This window comes from Pseudomonas salicis, from assembly GCF_057128705.1.
Window position 1 is genome coordinate 39082 of record NZ_JBSKHU010000008.1, and the last position, 18122, is coordinate 57203.

Sequence of the window (18122 nt, forward strand, 5' to 3'; positions counted from 1 at the left end):
CCTTCCTCGCGAACGAATTCGCTCCTGCCATTGATCCTGTCTGCACGCCGAGATCCCGAGAGACGCCGTCGAACCGTGCCTGCGATTGCGTCAAACCGGGCACGTCTTCCCCCGCCCAAAACTGGCGCGGTTCATGCAGGTCCTCCTGATATCGCCATAAATCGTGCGTTGCGTGTGTCGTTTGTGCGAATCAAAGCGAAGGTCGGTTCAGTCGTTTGACGTTCGGGGCACACCCTTCGCGCGAGCGCGGCGGCGCGCTGTCGGGACAGGAGGAGTAGGCAGGTGAAGGCAATTATTCTGGCGGGTGGACTGGGGACTCGGATCAGCGAGGAATCCCATCTCAAGCCGAAACCGATGATCGAGATCGGCGGAAAGCCAATTCTCTGGCACATCATGAAGCAGTACTCTGCCCACGGTATCCACGACTTCGTGATTTGCCTGGGCTACAAGGGTTACGCGATCAAGGATTTCTTCGCCAACTACTTTCTGCACACCTCCGACGTGACGTTCGACATGCGCAATAACCGCATGGACGTCCACGAAAACTACAGCGAGCCCTGGCGCGTGACGCTGGTCGACACCGGCGAAGACACCCTCACCGGTGGCCGCCTCAAGCGCGTACGAAAGTACGTGGAAGACGACGAAGCGTTCTGTTTCACTTATGGCGACGGCGTTTCCGACCTGAACATCGGCGCGTTGGTCGATTTCCATCTGCAGCACGGCAAGCTGGCCACGGTCACCGCCGTGCAACCCCCTGGCCGCTACGGTGCGCTCAATTGCGTGGGCGACAGCGTCACCGGTTTCACCGAGAAACCACCGGGGGACGGCGGCTGGATCAATGGCGGCTTCTTCGTGCTGTCGCCCAAGGTCATTCCGTACATCGAACACGATATGACGCCGTGGGAAGCCGAACCGTTGACGCGCCTGGCGTCCGGGGGCGAGCTCAAGGCATTCGAGCACCAGGGCTTCTGGCACCCGATGGACACCTTGCGCGACAAGAATTACCTCGAAGACCTGTGGCAGCGCGGGGAGGCTCCATGGAAAAGCTGGGCGTGAACGCCGGCTTTTGGCAAGGCAAGCGCGTGCTGCTGACCGGCCACACCGGGTTCAAGGGCAGTTGGCTGTCGCTGTGGCTCGCCCGCATGGGCGCGCAGGTGACCGGCTTTGCGCTGGACCCCGGCACCGAGCCCAGCCTGTTCGAACTGGCCCGTGTCGACCAGGGCCTGAGCGACCAGCGCGGCGACCTGCGCGACTTGGGCGCCTTGCTCGATCTGATCGCCCGCACCCAGCCGGAAATCGTCCTGCACCTGGCGGCGCAGCCGTTGGTGCGTGAAGGCTACCGTGATCCGCTGGGCACCTACTCCACCAACGTCATGGGCACGCTCAACTTGCTGGACGCGATTCGTCAGGTGGGCGGCGTGCGCGCCTGCGTGCTGGTTACTACCGACAAGGTGTACGCGAATCAGGAGTGGCTGTGGCCGTACCGGGAAAACGAACCCCTAGGCGGTCACGACCCCTACAGCAGCAGCAAGGCGTGCTGCGAACTGTTGGCGCAATCCTACGCCGCGTCATTCTTTCCAGCCGAAGGCTACGCCGAACACGGTCTGGCGCTGGCGACGGCGCGGGCGGGCAATGTGCTGGGCGGTGGCGATTTCGCCCCTGAGCGCTTGATCCCCGACGTGCTAAGAGCCTGGTCGGCCCACGACCCCGTGACCTTGCGCTACCCCCACGCTGTGCGCCCGTGGCAACACGCGCTGGAGCCGCTGGCAGGGTATCTGCTGTTGGCTGAGCGGCTGTATCAACACGGCCCGGAATACGGCGGTGCCTGGAATTTCGGACCGAGCGACGACGACATGTGTTCCGTCGGCGATGTGGTCGCGACCCTCGCCAGACACTGGCCGCAGGCGCCAGGCTTGCGCGTCGAGCCGAGCGACATGCATGAGGCCGGTTTGCTGCGACTGGACAGCGCCCGCGCCCGGCAGCGCTTGCAGTGGAAACCCCGCTGGTCCCTCGAACAGTGCCTCAAGCACACCGTGGACTGGCACCTGGCCTGGAAACGCGGCGACGACATGCACGACTTCACCCAACGCCAGCTGGCGTTGTACACGGAGGCGGCGTGAGCGAAATGCAGTTAATCGCGTTGCCGCTGGCGGGCCTGTTCAGCCTTGAGCATCGCCGTCATGCCGACGCCCGTGGGCAGTTCAGTCGTTTGTTTTGCGAAGGCAGCCTGAGTGCGTTTGGCCGTCCGTTTCATGTTCGTCAGATCAACCATTCCTGCACGGCGGAGCGGGGCAGCGTGCGCGGGCTCCACTACCAGACAGCTGCGCAGTTGGAGGCCAAGCTGATCACCTGTCTGCACGGTGAAGTGTGGGACGTGGCCGTCGACCTGAACCCTGACTCGGCCACTTTCCTGCACTGGCACGCCGAACACCTGGTGGCCGGTGACGGGCGTAGCCTGCTGATTCCCGCCGGGTTCGCCCACGGTTTTCAGGCGCTGAGCGATGACGCGCAGCTGCTGTATCTGCACAGCGCCGACTACACCCCCGAGCATGAAGCCGGGTTGTCGGTGCACGACCCACGGCTGGCTATCCAATGGCCGTTGCCTGTCAAGAATCTGTCAGCCCGCGACGAATCCCATTCTTTCCTGACCCCATCCTTTGCCGGAGTGCGTGTATGAACTGCCGTGGCTGCGGCGCTCATTTGAGCCTGCCACTGATCGACCTGGGCACGTCGCCCCCGTCCAACGCCTACCTGCGTGCCGAGCAATTGACCCAGGCCGAGCAGTGGGTGCCGTTGAAAGTGGAAGTCTGCGAAGCCTGCTGGCTGGTGCAGACCAACGATTACACCAGCGCGCACAGCCTCTTCGACGCCGACTATGCCTATTTCAGTTCGTATTCCAGTTCGTGGCTGAACCACGCGCAGCAATACGTTGCGCAGATGGTCGAGCGCTTCGGTTTGAACGCCGACAGCCGCGTGGTGGAAATCGCCGCCAACGACGGCTACCTGCTGCAGTACGTCAAGGCGCGCGGTATCGCCTGCCTGGGTGTCGAGCCGACCCGCAGCACCGCCGACGCCGCGCGGGCAAAAGGGCTGGAGATTCGCGAGGTGTTTTTCGGCAAGGACAGCGCCACGGCGTTGCGCGACGAAGGCTGGGCCGCCGACCTGATGGCCGCCAACAACGTGCTGGCCCACGTGCCGGACATCAACGATTTCCTGGCGGGTTTCGCGACCCTGCTCAAGCCGTCGGGCGTTGCCACGTTCGAATTCCCGCAACTGCTGACGCTGATGGCGGGCGGTCAATTCGACACCCTGTACCACGAACACTATTCGTACCTGTCGCTGACCGCCGTCGACACTCTGTGCGCGCGCAATGGCTTGCAGGTGTTCGACGTCTCCGAGCTGCCGACCCACGGCGGTTCGCTGCGGGTGTTCGTGCAGCGTATCGACGGCGCGCAACCCCGTTCGCCTGCGGTCGCGCAGCAACTGGAAAAAGAGCTGAGCGCGGGAGTCAAGACGCGCGATTACTACGCCACGCTGGCGCCTGCCGCCGAACGCATCAAATTTCAGCTCCTGGACTTTTTGCTCAAAGCGAAAGCTGAAGGCAAACGTGTCGTCGGCTACGGCGCGGCGGCCAAGGGCAACACCTTGCTCAACCACGCCGGGGTCAAGGCCGACCTGCTCGCCTGGGTCGCCGACGCCAACCCCCACAAGCAGGGCAAATTCCTGCCGGGCAGCCGCATCCCGGTGGTGTCACCGGATCGCCTGATCGAACAGCAGCCCGATTACGTGCTGGTGCTGCCGTGGAACCTGATCAATGAGGTCAGCGAACAACTCGCTGTCGTGAAAGGCTGGGGCGGACGTTTCGTCATCGCCGTGCCTGAGCTGCGCATCCTGTGAGCGGCGCCAAAGTATTGCTGACCGGCGCGACGGGCTTCGTCGGGCGCCACCTGGCCAGCGCGTTGCTCGAACGCGGCTTTCAGGTCCGAGCCGTGGCGCGCAACGTCGACGTGGCCCGGCGCATGCCGTGGTTTGCCGACGTCGAATGGGTAGCGGCAGACCTGCATGGCGAAGGCCTGGATATCGCGGCGCTGACCGACGGCATCAGCGCCCTGGCGCACCTGGCCTGGCCGGGTTTGCCGAATTACGGCGGGCTGTTCCACTTCGAACGCAATCTGCCCGCGGATTACGCCTTCATTCGCCAGGTGGTCGAGGCGGGCGTCAGGCACGTGATGGTCACCGGCACCTGTTTCGAATACGGCTCGCAGAGCGGCGCCCTCGATGAAGACCTCATCGCGCAACCGACCAACCCCTATGGTCTTGCGAAAAACACCCTGAGGCTGTTTCTCGAATCGCTGGCGCGCCAACACCCCTTCACGCTGCAGTGGGCGCGGCTGTTTTACCTGCACGGCGAAGGGCAGAACCCCAACAGCCTGCTGGCCAGCCTTGAGCGCGCCATCGACGAAAACGCAGTGTCGTTCGACATGTCCGCCGGCGAGCAACTGCGCGACTACCTGCCCATCACCACCGCAGCGGGGCACTTGGCGGCCTTGCTGCAACACTCCGAATTCAGCGGCGTGGTCAACATCAGCAGCGGCCAGCCGGTCTCGGTGCGCCGTCTGGTGGAACAACGCCTCAAGGATCGCGGCTCATCCCTGTCCCTGAACCTGGGGACATTCGGCTATTCGGCCCACGAGCCAATGGCGTTCTGGGGAGATTGCGAACGTTTGCAACAGATACTGGGAGCTCACTATGTGGCATGAGTTATACCGCGCGACCGATCTGCCCGTGCTGCAGAACCGCACGTTCGCCGATGCCGAAGCGGCACAGCGGTCGGCAAGCGCCGACGTGGTGCTGGTGCAAGACCGTGGCACCGGGCTCATCTACAACCAGGCGTTCGACCCGGACAAGCTGGTCTACGACAGCAACTACCAGAACGAGCAGGCTCATTCCGGCCTGTTCAAGCAGCACCTGGACGACGTGGAAGGCGTCATCGGCCGACATTTCCGCGGCCTGAGCCTCATCGAAGTCGGTTGCGGAAAGGGCTATTTTCTGGAGCTTTTGCGTGAGCGCGGCTACCCGGTCATCGGTATCGACCCTGCCTACGAGGGCACCAACCCCGACGTGGTGAAGGCGCCGTTCACCGCTGAGCTGGGGTTACGCGCCGATGCCGTGGTCTTGCGCCATGTCCTGGAACACATTCCGGACCCGCTGGCATTCCTTCAGGAAATCGCCAAGGCCAACCAGGGCGGCCAGATCTACATCGAGGTGCCGTGTTTCGACTGGATTCTCGAACACCGCGCCTGGTTCGACGTCTTCTACGAGCACGTGAATTACTTCCGCCTCGACGATCTGCGCGGCCTGTTCGGCACCGTTCACGAAGCGGGGCACCTGTTCGGCGGCCAGTACCTGTACGTGGTGGCGGACCTTGCGACTGTGCGCGAGCCGGTCGCCGAGTCCGTGCCCGGTTCGATCCTGGAACACATGCCCGACGGCTTCACTGCCAGCCTCGAACGGGCGGTGCAGATCGTCCGCTCGACACCCGGCCAGGGCGCGGCGATCTGGGGGGCGTCCTCCAAGGGTGTGATCTATTCACTGTTTCTCCAGCGGGCCGGGGTAGCTGTCGATCATGTGGTCGACATCAATCCGGGCAAGCAGGGCCGATACCTGCCACTGAGCGGTCTACGGGTGTCGTCGCCGCAAGAGGCGCTGGACAGCCTGCCCGAAGGGGCAAACCTGTTCGTGATGAACTCCAATTACCTGGAAGAAATTCAACGGATGACCTCCGGCCGCTATGTCTACCACGCCGTCGACAGCGCGCAATTCCAACTTTGAACGAGGCACTACCCATGGCAAAGACTCCCGCGCAAATTTTCGAAGAAGAAGGCCAGGCCGAGATCGCGGCACAGGGCAAAGACCCGGAACTGGCTCGCCTGTCCCGCGACTTTTTCGACGTGTCGGCCCGGCACCGCTACAGCTATCACTTTTCGTGGATGGGCCGTCCAGTCATTCAGTACCCGCAAGACATGATGGCCATGCAGGAAATCATCTGGAGCGTACGCCCGGACGTGATCGTCGAGACCGGCATCGCCCACGGCGGCTCGATCCTGTTCTACGCTTCGATGCTCGAACTGATCGGCCACGGTGAAGTGATCGGCATCGACATCGACATCCGCGCCCACAACCGTGAAGCCATCGAAGCCCATCCGATGAGCCGCCGCGTCAGCCTGATTCAGGGATCGAGTATCGACAGCGCCATCGTCGATCAGGTGCGCGAGCGCGTCGCCGGCAAGAAAGTGCTGGTGGTGCTGGACTCCAACCACACCCATCAACACGTCCTCGAAGAGCTTCGTCTGTATGCACCGATGGTGGCGGTGGGCAGCTACTGCGTGGTGATGGACACCGTGGTCGAAGACATGCCGGCCGATGCCTTTCCGGACCGCCCGTGGGGCAAGGGCGACAACCCGAAAACTGCCGTGTGGGCGTACCTGAAGGAAAACGACGATTTCCAGATCGACTCTGCCATTGATCACAAGCTGTTGATCACCGTGGCACCTGACGGCTACCTGCGTCGCGTACGCTGAACCGCACCCGATCCATCACGCCATTTGAGCCGCCGGTAGTAGGAAAGAGACATGAAAGGCGATAAACATTTCGAAGCAGCAGCACCGCTTGACCCCCTGCTGACCATGGTCTTGATGACCCACGAGCGCCCGGCGTTCCTGCGCCGTGCCTTGCACTATTACGGCAGCCTGCCGTGCAAGATTCTGGTCCTGGATTCGTCGGCGCAGGCGCTCGATGCCGAGGACACCCGCTTCCCCCTCGTCGACTACCGGCACCTGCCCGAATACAGCTATTGGGGTGTGCAGGCCAAGCTCGATTTCGGCGTGAAGCAGGTGACGACGCCGTACATGGTGTTCGCTGCGGACGATGATTTCGTCGTGCATGAGGCGCTGTCCGACAGCGTGAACTTTCTCGAAGCCCACGCCGATTACGGCATGTGCCATGGCTACTGCCTGATGTATTCGTCTCACGGCAACAAGGTGCATTACTTGCGTCGGGACAAGAAAGTCCAAGAGGATTACGACAGCGAGCAGGCCCAGGACCGTATCCACGATTACTTCAGCCAGTACCTGCCGCCGTTCTACGCCGTGACCCGCACCTCGGTGATCCGCGACTGGTACGACACCATGCCCGCCGGTACGGCGTTCGAGTGGCAGGAAGTCGGCCACGTGTATTACCTGCTGGCCCGGGGCAAGGCGCGGGTGCTGCCGATCCCCTATGTGGTGCGCGAAATCAACATCGGCCGCTCGGAACACAACACCGAGATCTACACCAAGCTGGCCGGGGTGGACGCGGCCACCGTCGCCGAGCGGGAAGCCTTCGCCGGGTTCCTGGCCGACGTCGCGGCGCCGCTGTTCGGCGTGCCGGCCCAGGAGGCCAGAGCGCTCACGCTGGACAGCTTCGACACCCTGGCCGAAAGCCTGCGCAGCCGGAACTCGCTGACGGCGGAGCATATTTTCAATTCCACGTGGACCGACTTCCAAGGCCAGCCAACCCGTCTGTTCGGCCTGCATCAATACGTGGAAATGCCGTTCTACAACCAGGCCTTTTTCGATCAGCTGACGGCTCAGGAATTCCTGTTGCACGCCATGCCTGCCGGGTATGCGCAACTGGACGAACTCGAAGGCATCTGGGTGCGTCAGGAAGCGCTTTTGGCGACCCACGCCAACGATGTGCCGGATACCGTGATCAACCGCCTGTGGGTGGCGATGGACTTGAACGCGTTCAACCGGCGTGTGGTCGAGCGCCTGGCGCAACTGCTGACCGAGCAGGACGCCGAGGAGGCACCGTTGATGAACGCCTGGGCCGAACGGCTCGCGGCAGCCCCCGACTACGACAGCCTTCGCCGGCTTGAGGCCATGCCCTCGGGCAAGCTTCTGAACTGGCTCCCTGCCCGTAACCCTGACGCCGCTGAAGCGTCGGCGATTGGCCGGTACCTGTCCGAGAAAGATGGCGGGCCCGTGTTCGGCCTGCTGTTGCTGGACCTGGAAGGCGACATGGACAAGCTGCAAGTGACGCTCGACAGCCTGGTCGAAGGGCACAACAAGGCCTTTCGCGTGGTCGTGTTCACCACCGCCGAGCCGCCCACGTCGACGACCTTCAGCAACACGCTGCATTTCGTCAAGGTCAGCGCCAGCAACTACGTCGACAAACTCAATCAGGCCGTGCGCCAGATGACCAGCGACTGGGTCATGCTCGCTGAAGTCGGCGATCAGTTCACCGCGTCCGGCCTGTTGCGTGCGGGCCTGGAATTGCTCGGCGCCGACGGCATTCGTGCGGTGTGCGCCGATGAAATCCTGCGTCAGCCCAACGGCGCGCTGATCCATCAGTTCCGACCGGGCGTCAACCTGGACCTGCTGCAAGGCTCGCCGACCCGAATGGCCCGGCACTGGCTGATCCGGCGTGAGGTGTTCATCGAAGCGGGCGGCTATTCCGCCGACTTCAAGAACGCGCTGGAATTCGATCTGCTGCTCAAAGTCATCGAACAGGGCGGCCTGGGCGGTCTGGCCCATCTGGACGAGCCGCTGCTGATCAGCGACGCGCCGCAGTTGGCAGATAACCCCCATGAGCGCATGGCGCTGGTCCGTCATCTGGGCGCGCGCGGCTACAAGGCGCTGGTCACCTTCGGTGAGGCCGGCACGCTGCAGATCGATTATCAGCACAGCGCGCGTCCGCAGGTGTCGATCATCCTGCATGGCGCTGACGACCTGGACGCCTTGCAACGTTCGATCACCAGTATCCTGCAACGCACGCGCTACAGCGCGTATGAAGTGTTGGTGCCGGTGCATCAAGGCACCAGCGCCGCGATGCTGGACTGGCTCGCCAGCCGCGAGAAAGCGTCGAACCGCCTGCGCGTCATCCATGACGATGGCGACCGCACAGGGCCTGCGCAGCTCAACGCGGCGGCCCGTCAGGCCCAGGGCGAGTACCTGGTGCTGCTGGCCGCCGACGCCGAAATCGTCAACCCGAACTGGCTGGGCACGTTGCTCAGCGGCGGCCTGCGGCCCGAGGTGGGCATCGTCGGCGCCAAATCGATCGACAGCACCGGCAAGCTGACTCAGGCGGGACTGATTCTGGGCATGAACGGCGGCGTGGGTTCACCCTTCGTTGGCGAGGAGAAAGATGCCCACGGCTACTTGCAGCGCTTGCTGGTGGAACAGAACTACAGCGCCGTTTCAGCGACGTGCCTGATGGTGCGCAAAGAACTGTTCGACGCCGTCGGTGGTCTGGATGAAGAGCAGTTCGCGCAAGGCTTTGCCGATGTCGACCTGTGCCTGAAGGTGGGCCAGGCGGGCTACCTGACCGTGTGGACCCCTCACGTGCAGATCGTTCATCCGGGCACCGTGCCTGATGCGCCCGGCGCATTGGCGGCGCTCAAAGACAAATGGGCCGCTTCGTTCGCCCATGACCTTGCCTACAACCGCAACCTGTCCCTGACGGGTAAAGGGTTTACCCTGGCAGCGCCGACCCCGGTGAATTGGGCGCAGTTGCTCGCTTAGGGCATCACGTAAAGGACATCGTCATGTTCAACGGCAAATCAGTGTTTATCTCGGGCGCGACCGGTTCGTTCGGTCGCGTATTCATCCGCACGCTGCTGGAGCGCTATCAGCCCCGGCGCGTGGTGGTGTTTTCCCGCGATGAGCTCAAGCAATACGAAATGCAGCAGGAATTCAATGCGCCCTGCATGCGCTATTTCCTGGGCGACGTGCGCGATGCCGAGCGCTTGCACCAAGGCATGCGCGGCATCGATTACGTGGTTCATGCGGCAGCGCTCAAGCATGTGCCCGCAGCGGAATACAACCCCACCGAGTTCATTCGCACCAACGTCAATGGCGCGGAAAACATCATCTCGGCGGCCATCGCCAACGGTGTGAAAAAAGTCATCGCGCTGTCCACCGACAAGGCGGCCAGCCCGATCAACCTGTACGGCGCCACCAAGTTGCTCTCGGACAAACTGTTCGTCGCCGCCAACAACATCGGCGGTGAAGAGCAGACGCGTTTTTCCGTGGTGCGCTATGGCAATGTTGCCGGGTCCCGAGGCTCGATCGTGCCGTTCTTCAAGAAACTGATCGCCGAGGGCGCCACGGAACTGCCGATCACCGATCCGCGCATGACCCGCTTCTGGATCACCCTGGATCATGGCGTGGATTTCGTGATGCAGAGCTTCGCGCGCATGCACGGCGGCGAAGTGTTCGTGCCGAAGATCCCGTCGGTGCACATCGTCGATCTCGCGAAGGCCATGGCCGTCGATCTGCCGCACAAGCTGGTGGGCATTCGTCCGGGTGAAAAACTGCACGAACTGATGGTGCCCCAGGACGACGCCCGCATGACGCTGGAGTTCAAGGACCACTACACCATCGTGCCGTCGATTCGCTTCAACAGCGTGGACACCGATTTCACCACCGACGCCACCGGTGAAAAGGGCCGCCCTGTGGCCGATGAGTTCGAATACCGCTCCGACACCAATCCGGACTTCATGTCGGTGGCACAGATCAGCCAACTGCACGCCGACATCCAGCCATGATTCCGTACGGCCGTCAGAGCCTCGATCAGGCGGACATTGACGCCGTGGTCGAGGTGCTCAAATCGGACTGGCTGACCCAGGGTCCGACCATCGAGCGCTTCGAAGCCGCGATGGCGGTGCGCTGCGAGGCCGGTTTTGGCGTGGCGGTGTGCAATGCCACGGCGGCCCTGCACATCGCCTGTCTGGCGGCGGGATTGGGGGAGGGCGACTGGCTCTGGACCAGCCCCAACACCTTTCTGGCGTCGGCCAACTGCGGTCGTTATTGCGGGGCTAATGTGGACTTCGTCGACATCGACCCGTTGACCTGGAACCTCGATGCCGACGCGCTGGCGCAGAAACTGAAGATCGCCGAAGGCGAAGGCACGCTGCCGAAAGTGCTGGTGGCGGTGGCGTTTTCGGGACAGAGCTGTGACATGCGGGCGATCCGCGAGCTGTCGCGACGCTATGGGTTCGTGGTCATCGAAGACGCCTCCCACGCCGTGGGTGCCCACTACGCCGGTCGCCCGGTGGGTTGCGGCGAATTCGCCGACATGACGGTGTTCAGCTTCCATCCGGTGAAAATCGTCACCACGGGCGAGGGTGGGCTGGTGCTGACCAACCGCCCCGAGCTGGCCGAGCGCTTGCGGCGTCTGCGCAGCCACGGCATGACCCGCGACCCGGCGCAGATGGACGAACCGAGTCACGGCCCTTGGTATTACCAGCAGGTCGAACTGGGGTTCAACTACCGCATCACCGACATGCAGGCGGCGCTGGGCCTCTCGCAACTGGACAAGCTGGAGGGTTTTCTTGCGCGCCGTCGTGCGCTGGTGGCCCGCTATCAAACCCTGCTCGCCGATCTGCCGCTGACCTTGCCGACCCTTCAGCCCGACGCTGAATCAGCGTGGCATCTGTATGTCGTGCGGGTGCAGACCGAGGGCTTGAGCGTCAGCCATCGCGACGTGTTCGAAGGCCTGCGCGCAGCAGGCATCGGCGTCAATGTGCATTACATCCCGGTCCACCTGCAGCCGTATTACCGCGACCTCGGCTTCAAGCCCGGTGATTTCCCCGAAGCCGAGGCTTATTACGCCCAGGCCATCAGCCTGCCGATGTACCCGGCCATGACCGACGAGCAACAGGACTACGTGGTCGATCAATTGCGGCGTTTGCTCGCTGACGGTCAAGGTCCGCAACGATGACCGCGCTCGCCGTGATTCCTGCCCGTGGCGGCAGCCAGCGCATCCCGCGCAAGAACCTGAAGCTGTTCAACGGCGAACCGATGATCGTCGGCTCGATTCGCGCTGCGTTGAAAAGCGGCCTGTTCGACCGCGTCATCGTCAGCACCGACGACGGAGAAATCGCCGACGTAGCGCGTCAACACGGCGCTGACGTGCCGTTCCTGCGTCCGGCGGAGCTGTCCGATGCGTTCACGGGCACCGGGCCGGTGGTGCAACACGCGATCCGCACGGTGGACCAGCGCTACGACTACACCTGCTGCATTTACGCCACGGCGCCGCTGTTGCAGCCGCGTTTTTTGCGTCAAGGGTTCGAGGCGTTGCAGGCGGCGCCGGACAAGGCCTTTGCATTTTCGGTGTGCAGTTTCGGGTTCCCCGTTCAACGCGCCCTGAAGCTCAACGAAGACGGCAGCGTTGACGCCATGCACCCCGAGTTTCGCCACGTACGCTCCCAGGATTTGCCAGCGGCGTATCAAGATGCCGGTCAGTTTTACTGGGGGCGCAGTGAGGCGTGGTTGCGAGGCGACGTGATGTTTTCGCCCCTGAGCCTGCCGGTGATCCTGCCTCGGCATCTGGTCCAGGACATCGACGACGAGGAAGACTGGCTGCGCGCTGAGTACCTCTATGCAGCGCTCAAGGCGGGCGGGGAAATCGAGCCGTGAGAGTGCTGATTCGTGCCGACGCGTCCGTCGCCATCGGCAGCGGCCACATCGCCCGCTGCCTGACGCTGGCCAATGTCCTGCGCAAAGCCGGCGCCGAGGTGGTGTTTGCCTGCCGGGCGTTGCCCGGCCATTTGCTGCAACGACTGCGCGACCAAGGCTACGTCGCCCACGGCTTACCCGAGCGTTATCCGCACGAGCAGAGCGGCGCGGACATCGAGGCGCGTTTGCCGTGGCAGGCCGACGTCAATGCCCTTGCCGATGCCGTTGCGCAGGCGCCGCGTTTCGATTGGCTGATCGTCGATCACTACGGGCTGGATGCGCAGTGGGAGCGTGCGGCGCGGCGTTTCGCCCGGCGCTTGATGGCCATCGACGACCTGGCCAACCGGCCCCACGCGGTGGACCTCTTGCTCGACCAGAATTTTTCCGCTCACGCCGTGCCGGGGGCCTACGCCCAGTGGGTGGACCGCGATTGCCAGACGTTTCTCGGCCCCCGGTTCGCCCTGTTGCGTGACGAATTCCAGTGCCAGCCCATCGTGATCAAACCGAAGGTGAAGCGGGTGCTGGTCAACTTTGGCGGCTTCGATGCGGCCCGTCAGGTGTACGCCACGTTGGTGGCATTACAGGGCTTCGATGAGCTGCACGTGGATGTCGTCGCCGGGCTGCATAACCCCGAGTGGGCCGCGATGAACGCGCTGGCGGAGGCGCACCCGAACTGGCATGTGCAGACGCTGGTCGACGATTTTTTCGCGCGGATGCAGCAGGCGGACCTGTTCATCGGCGCAGGCGGCGGCACCACCTGGGAGCGCGCCGCGCTGGGGTTGCCGACGATCTGTATTTCGGTGGCGAACAATCAACAGCTCAATGCACAGCTGCTGGCCGAGGCGGGCATACACCTTTACCTCGGCCCCCATGAGCAGTTGGAACCGCAGCGATTGGTCGAGGCGATTGCCCGACTGATCGACGACGCGCCGCAACGTCGGGCGTTCGCTGAACGCTCACGGGCGCTGGTGGACGGCTGCGGCGCGCAACGGCTGGCGGACGCGCTTATCGGCGCTGTCGGGACATGACCCTTTTTCAGTGAGTGAACGACCATGAAGGCTTTCAAGATCGGCCCCAGAACCCTTGGCCATGACGCACCGCCGTTCATCATCGCGGAGATGAGCGGCAACCATAACCAGTCGCTGGAGCAGGCGTTGCGCATCGTCGAGGCCGCCGCGAACGCTGGCGCCCATGCGCTGAAGTTGCAGACCTACACTGCTGACACCATGACGCTCGACATCGCCGAGGGCGAGTTTTTCATCAAGGACCCCAACAGCCTGTGGGCGGGAACCTCGTTGTATGCGTTGTATGAACAGGCTCATACGCCGTGGGAATGGCACGCGCCGATTTTCGCTCGGGCGAAGGAATTGGGGCTGTTGGCGTTCTCCACGCCGTTCGATGAAACCGCTGTGGACTTTCTGGAAAGCCTTGACGTCCCGGCGTACAAAATCGCCAGCTTTGAAAACACCGACCTTCCGCTGATCCGCAAAGTGGCGGCCACCGGCAAGCCGATGATCATTTCCACGGGCATGGCCAGCATCGCCGAGCTCGACGAAACCGTGCGCGCCGCCCGAGAGGCCGGGTGTCAGGACCTGGTGCTGCTCAAATGCACCAGCACCTACCCGGCGTCGCCCGAAAACAGCCACATTCGCACCATTCCCCATTTGGCGGGGCTGTTCGGCTGTCAGGTCGGGCTGTCCGATCACACCCTGGGCGTCGGCGTGTCGGTGGCGGCGGTGGCCATGGGCGCGACGGTCATCGAAAAACACTTCACCCTCGACCGGGCTGCCGGCGGGGTGGACGCCAGCTTTTCGCTGGAACCTGCCGAGATGGCCAGTCTGGTGACGGAGACGGAGCGCGCCTGGCAAGGGCTCGGCCATGTGCAATACGGTGCGACTCAGGCCGAGCAGAAATCGCTGGTCTACCGCCGGTCGCTTTACGTGGTCAAGGATGTGGCCGAAGGGGAGGCGTTCAGCAAAGACAATGTCCGCGCCATCCGCCCGGGCCTGGGCCTCGCACCCAAACACATCGACCGCATCCTCGGCCGCACCGCCCGCCAGGCCGTCAAACGCGGCACGCCGTTGCGCTGGGACGTGGTGGGCTGACTTGTCGATGGCAACTGTCCCATCGCTTTCGCTGCCGTCGTAACCTCCGGCGTCTCCCACCGCTATCAGGCACGACGCAGGCCCTGTGGGGGCTTCCCGAGGTTACGACGGTGGCGAACAGGTTCTGACTGACACACCGCGCCCACACCGCCGTGACATCTTCATGTCAATTCCCTGTCTGAACCCTGATCCACCCTTGCGCAGCACTCATCGGTCAGCTAAAAGCTTGTAAAACTTTTGGTGACCTGTGAGTCATAACGGGCATCTTCACTGTATCGTGCTCGCAGAAGAGGATGGCATCAGGCTGATTTCACAGACTTTCTCTGGTCGCCCGAGCCATTGCGTCGCCGGTTTTCCGGCTGCGAGCCCCGGATTTCAATGCCCCGCCTTCGAGCGATGGGTGATGTTCAGCAGATTTTGATTGGGAAGCCATGATGATTGGCATTAAAAGCATAGCGAGTTACGTGCCTAAGGCTGGCGTCGACAATTACGCGCAGGGCGCCAAATTCGGCAAGGATGAAACCTTCATCCTCGGCAAGATCGGTTCTGCTTTTCTGCCCCGCAAGGAAGACGCCCAGGAAACCTCCGACCTCTGCGTCGAAGCCGCCAACCAGTTGTTCGCCAACAACCCCGACTTGTCCCGCGACGCCATCGACGTGCTGATCGTCGTAACTCAGAACGGCGACGAAGAAGGCTTGCCACACACCTCCGCCATCGTCCAGCACAAGCTGGGTCTGTCGACCAACGTGGCGACGTTCGACATCTCGCTGGGCTGCTCGGGCTACGTTTATGGCATCTACGCGATCAAGGGCTTCATGGAAGCCACGGGTTTGAAGAACGGCTTGCTGATCACTGCTGACCCGTATTCGAAGATCGTCGATCCCGAAGACCGCAACACCACCATGCTGTTCGGCGACGCCGCCACTGCGACCTGGATGGGCGAAGACGCGCCGTGGCACCTGGGCAAGTCAAAATTCGGGAGCGACGGCGGTGGCGCGGAGTTCCTCAAGACCATCAACGGCGATTTCTATATGAACGGCCGTCAGGTGTTCAATTTCGCACTGGTCAAGGTGCCCGCACACCTCAACGAATTGCTCACTGACTCCGAGCTCCAGGCGTCGGACATCGACGCGTTCTGCATCCACCAGGGCAGCGCCGCTATCGTTGACGCGGTGGCCCGCCGTTTTGAAGAGGGCGCGTCCGCTGACAAGTTCGTCAAGGACATGCTCGAAACCGGCAACACCGTGTCGTCGAGCATCCCGCTGCTGCTGGAAAAGCACATGCTCACCGGGCCCTGGAAGCGCGTGGCTATCAGTGGTTTCGGCGTGGGCTTGTCGTGGGGTTCGGCGATCCTTTATCGTCCCTGACCTATAGTCACGTACAAAACGGCGACGCTGACCCTCACGTCGCCGTTTTGCATTCTGTTCTTCTCGTGGGATAGGGACGTTGTCATGAGCGAGATTCTCCAGCGCAACCTGGCGGCGATCGAACGGCGGTGGCCCGACGTCGCCCGGCGTCTGCTGGCTGAAAACACCGATGCGGTGCCTGCGCAACTGCTCGAAGGCCAAGGCTCGACGCTCAGCGTAAACGGCGTCCAACTCACCAGCCGACACGACCGCGTCGCCGAAGCACGGGTGCAGGCCGACAGCCTTCCCCCCGGCAGCCCTCATGTTCATGTCTACGGCACCGGCCTCGGCGATTTGCCGCGTGTGCTGCTGGCCACCGACACCCTGCAGACGTTGCACGTCCACATCCTCAACGGCGCGCTGTTCGCGCTGGTCCTGCAACTGCTGGAGCACGACGACTGGCTGTCCGACCCACGCGTGGCCCTGCTGTATGCCGACGCCGCTGCGGAAATTCGCCTGCCGTTCTTCGCGTTGCCCGCCGAACTGGTGCTGGCCGACGACAGCAGCGCGCGCATTCGTGACCGGCTGGTGAGTGAAGTGCACGTGCGCTTCACCAATCAGGATTTCGCTCCGGACAACCCCGAGAACGCTCAACGACTGGAACAGGGCAGGGCCCTCCTGCTGAACGACGCAGACGTGGCCGACCTGTTTGGCAGCCAGCGCGGTCGTGATGTGTTTGTCATCGCGACCGGCCCCAGCCTGCAACAGCACCTGCCGCGATTGACCCAAGTGTTCCAGACCGCTGAGCGACCCTTGTTCATATGCGTGGACACCGCCTACGTGTCATTGCGCCAACACGGCATCAAGCCGGACCTGGTGGTCAGCATCGACCATCGCATCGCCCCCCGTCACCTGCCGCCCGACGATTCCGACGGCATCGCGCTGGTCTACCTCCCCGGTCAGGACGCCGACGTCCTCAAGGCCTGGCAGGGGCCGCGCTATGGAGGCTACTCCAGCAGCCCGATCTATTCGGTGATCCGCGAAGCGATTCCCCGTGGCAGCCTGCACATGGGTGGCAGCGTGATTCACCCGGCCGTCGACCTCGCGGTGAAAATGGGCGCGCCGCGCATCACCCTGTTCGGCGCCGACTTCGCCTTCCCCGGCGGCAAGACCCACACCGGCTGGGGCGACGGCCATTTGGGCCCGAACGTCGACATCGCACGCCACTGGGTGCTCGACGGCCGGGGTGACAAGGTCAAGACCCAGCTCAACTTCCGCAGCTACCTCATCGAACTGGAACGCTACATCGCGCTGCACCCTGAAGTGATGTTCCTCAACACCAGCCGCGAAGGCGCACTCATCGCTGGCACCGACTTTGACCCGAACTGGACCCCGGCATGAACGACGCCTCCCCAACCCTCATCGACACGGCCTGCCACTGCGCACGCCTGTTCCGCCTGGGGCGCGACATCGAAGCGTCGCTGAAGATGGTCGACCTCATCGACACCGCGATGCCGTTGATGGCCTCGCGGGCGGTTGCGGAGCAGGCGGAATGGACGCGGGTGTTGAGTGCGATTCTGACGTGTCAGGAACGGCAGGATTGGTTGGGGGTGGCGGATTGGCTGGAGGTGGAGTTTGTGGGGTTGCTGTAGTCGCTTTGATCTTGAAATCTTCGTATGTATTGTTGGGCCTAGAGGCGATCAATGTGGTTCTGCACCCACATTGATCGCTTCCCTCTTAATCAGGATTGTCTAATTCTCTGCCATCACTTTACTCGGCGTGAGTGTTGCGCTCAGTTCGTCATCCAAAAGCCCAGGCGATAGTCGAATGGGCGTGACCATTTGCGGACATTGAGAATAGCGCCGCAATTGTTATAGCTCTCAGATCCCACGGCACTTTTTTCTCTCTTCGTACGTTCACCGTAAGTGGTGTGCCGTCCGCTAAATTTGCAATTTTTTCCGGAATCCGACGTATAGGTGACGTCTACGTAGCTCCCAGTGTCTGAAAAGTTTAATTTTACAGATTGACTTTGACCCGGGGCCAAGGTGCTAGGGAATCCCGATGAGGATGTTCTGATTACCTCGCTGGAAAGGTTTTGGATATGAACTTCTACCTCAGTAGCGTTTGCATTGGCGGCGAAAACACATGCAGCAAGCATTGGTAAGATAGGTAAA

At 62.7% G+C, this 18122-nt stretch carries 16 protein-coding genes; all 16 read left to right on the forward strand.

What is annotated here, in order from left to right; translation table 11 throughout:
* The first annotated feature begins 282 nt into the window (after window positions 1–282).
* The 16 genes from rfbF to ACWKWE_RS26000 all read left to right on the forward strand — a co-directional run bounded on the left by rfbF (window position 283) and on the right by ACWKWE_RS26000 (window position 17600).
* Window positions 283–1056: a glucose-1-phosphate cytidylyltransferase gene (rfbF, locus tag ACWKWE_RS25925; RefSeq protein WP_483852094.1), complete on the forward strand. Its 774-nt coding sequence runs from the start codon at window positions 283–285 to the stop codon at window positions 1054–1056.
* Entirely contained in the window at window positions 1038–2120 is a 1083-nt protein-coding gene (gene rfbG / locus ACWKWE_RS25930; RefSeq protein WP_483852095.1) for a CDP-glucose 4,6-dehydratase, read from the forward strand. Before rfbF ends, rfbG begins: the two co-directional genes overlap by 19 nt.
* Window positions 2117–2677: a dTDP-4-dehydrorhamnose 3,5-epimerase family protein gene (locus ACWKWE_RS25935; protein WP_483852096.1), complete on the forward strand. Its 561-nt coding sequence runs from the start codon at window positions 2117–2119 to the stop codon at window positions 2675–2677. The genes rfbG and ACWKWE_RS25935 overlap by 4 nt, the downstream gene beginning before the upstream one ends.
* Entirely contained in the window at window positions 2674–3897 is a 1224-nt protein-coding gene (locus ACWKWE_RS25940; protein WP_483852097.1) for a methyltransferase domain-containing protein, read from the forward strand. The genes ACWKWE_RS25935 and ACWKWE_RS25940 overlap by 4 nt, the downstream gene beginning before the upstream one ends.
* Window positions 3894–4760, forward strand: a complete 867-nt coding sequence (locus ACWKWE_RS25945; RefSeq protein ID WP_483852098.1) for an NAD-dependent epimerase/dehydratase family protein — start codon at window positions 3894–3896, stop codon at window positions 4758–4760. The genes ACWKWE_RS25940 and ACWKWE_RS25945 overlap by 4 nt, the downstream gene beginning before the upstream one ends.
* Window positions 4750–5832: a class I SAM-dependent methyltransferase gene (locus tag ACWKWE_RS25950; protein ID WP_483852099.1), complete on the forward strand. Its 1083-nt coding sequence runs from the start codon at window positions 4750–4752 to the stop codon at window positions 5830–5832. The genes ACWKWE_RS25945 and ACWKWE_RS25950 overlap by 11 nt, the downstream gene beginning before the upstream one ends.
* A gap of 14 nt (window positions 5833–5846) precedes the next feature.
* Window positions 5847–6581 carry a cephalosporin hydroxylase family protein gene (locus tag ACWKWE_RS25955; protein ID WP_483852100.1) on the forward strand — a complete coding sequence of 245 codons (735 nt, stop codon included), beginning with the start codon at window positions 5847–5849 and terminating at the stop codon, window positions 6579–6581.
* Window positions 6582–6632: 51 nt separating this feature from the next.
* Window positions 6633–9560 (forward strand): TIGR00180 family glycosyltransferase, encoded by a 2928-nt coding sequence (locus ACWKWE_RS25960; RefSeq protein WP_483852101.1) that lies wholly within the window; start codon window positions 6633–6635, stop codon window positions 9558–9560.
* Between the two features lie 23 nt (window positions 9561–9583).
* A complete protein-coding gene (gene pseB / locus ACWKWE_RS25965; RefSeq protein WP_166598014.1) occupies window positions 9584–10585 on the forward strand; it encodes a UDP-N-acetylglucosamine 4,6-dehydratase (inverting) in 1002 nt (333 codons plus the stop codon).
* A complete protein-coding gene (pseC, locus tag ACWKWE_RS25970; RefSeq protein ID WP_483852102.1) occupies window positions 10582–11760 on the forward strand; it encodes a UDP-4-amino-4,6-dideoxy-N-acetyl-beta-L-altrosamine transaminase in 1179 nt (392 codons plus the stop codon). Before pseB ends, pseC begins: the two co-directional genes overlap by 4 nt.
* Complete coding sequence (gene pseF, locus ACWKWE_RS25975; protein ID WP_166598012.1) at window positions 11757–12458, forward strand: pseudaminic acid cytidylyltransferase; 702 nt, start codon at window positions 11757–11759, stop codon at window positions 12456–12458. Before pseC ends, pseF begins: the two co-directional genes overlap by 4 nt.
* Complete coding sequence (gene pseG / locus ACWKWE_RS25980) at window positions 12455–13525, forward strand: UDP-2,4-diacetamido-2,4,6-trideoxy-beta-L-altropyranose hydrolase (protein ID WP_483852103.1); 1071 nt, start codon at window positions 12455–12457, stop codon at window positions 13523–13525. The genes pseF and pseG overlap by 4 nt, the downstream gene beginning before the upstream one ends.
* 24 nt (window positions 13526–13549) lie before the next feature.
* On the forward strand, window positions 13550–14602 hold the full coding sequence (gene pseI, locus ACWKWE_RS25985) for a pseudaminic acid synthase (protein ID WP_483852104.1): 1053 nt from the start codon (window positions 13550–13552) through the stop codon (window positions 14600–14602).
* A gap of 434 nt (window positions 14603–15036) precedes the next feature.
* Window positions 15037–15969, forward strand: a complete 933-nt coding sequence (locus ACWKWE_RS25990) for a ketoacyl-ACP synthase III (RefSeq protein ID WP_483852105.1) — start codon at window positions 15037–15039, stop codon at window positions 15967–15969.
* Between the two features lie 84 nt (window positions 15970–16053).
* Window positions 16054–17349: a motility associated factor glycosyltransferase family protein gene (locus tag ACWKWE_RS25995; protein ID WP_483852106.1), complete on the forward strand. Its 1296-nt coding sequence runs from the start codon at window positions 16054–16056 to the stop codon at window positions 17347–17349.
* Window positions 17346–17600 carry a hypothetical protein gene (locus ACWKWE_RS26000; RefSeq protein WP_483852107.1) on the forward strand — a complete coding sequence of 85 codons (255 nt, stop codon included), beginning with the start codon at window positions 17346–17348 and terminating at the stop codon, window positions 17598–17600. The genes ACWKWE_RS25995 and ACWKWE_RS26000 overlap by 4 nt, the downstream gene beginning before the upstream one ends.
* Window positions 17601–18122: the final 522 nt, after the last annotated feature.

What these genes read in the sequence shown, in the direction of transcription:
- pseI (WP_483852104.1), top strand. Translation starts at nt 13,550, where the DNA reads ATGAAGGCTTTCAAGATCGGCCCCAGAACCCTTGGCCATGACGCACCG.
- pseC (WP_483852102.1), top strand. Translation starts at nt 10,582, where the DNA reads ATGATTCCGTACGGCCGTCAGAGCCTCGATCAGGCGGACATTGACGCC.
- ACWKWE_RS25955 (WP_483852100.1), top strand. Translation starts at nt 5,847, where the DNA reads ATGGCAAAGACTCCCGCGCAAATTTTCGAAGAAGAAGGCCAGGCCGAG.
- ACWKWE_RS26000 (WP_483852107.1), top strand. Translation starts at nt 17,346, where the DNA reads ATGAACGACGCCTCCCCAACCCTCATCGACACGGCCTGCCACTGCGCA.
- pseF (WP_166598012.1), top strand. Translation starts at nt 11,757, where the DNA reads ATGACCGCGCTCGCCGTGATTCCTGCCCGTGGCGGCAGCCAGCGCATC.
- ACWKWE_RS25990 (WP_483852105.1), top strand. Translation starts at nt 15,037, where the DNA reads ATGATTGGCATTAAAAGCATAGCGAGTTACGTGCCTAAGGCTGGCGTC.
- ACWKWE_RS25950 (WP_483852099.1), top strand. Translation starts at nt 4,750, where the DNA reads ATGTGGCATGAGTTATACCGCGCGACCGATCTGCCCGTGCTGCAGAAC.
- rfbG (WP_483852095.1), top strand. Translation starts at nt 1,038, where the DNA reads ATGGAAAAGCTGGGCGTGAACGCCGGCTTTTGGCAAGGCAAGCGCGTG.
- ACWKWE_RS25940 (WP_483852097.1), top strand. Translation starts at nt 2,674, where the DNA reads ATGAACTGCCGTGGCTGCGGCGCTCATTTGAGCCTGCCACTGATCGAC.
- ACWKWE_RS25995 (WP_483852106.1), top strand. Translation starts at nt 16,054, where the DNA reads ATGAGCGAGATTCTCCAGCGCAACCTGGCGGCGATCGAACGGCGGTGG.
- pseB (WP_166598014.1), top strand. Translation starts at nt 9,584, where the DNA reads ATGTTCAACGGCAAATCAGTGTTTATCTCGGGCGCGACCGGTTCGTTC.
- ACWKWE_RS25960 (WP_483852101.1), top strand. Translation starts at nt 6,633, where the DNA reads ATGAAAGGCGATAAACATTTCGAAGCAGCAGCACCGCTTGACCCCCTG.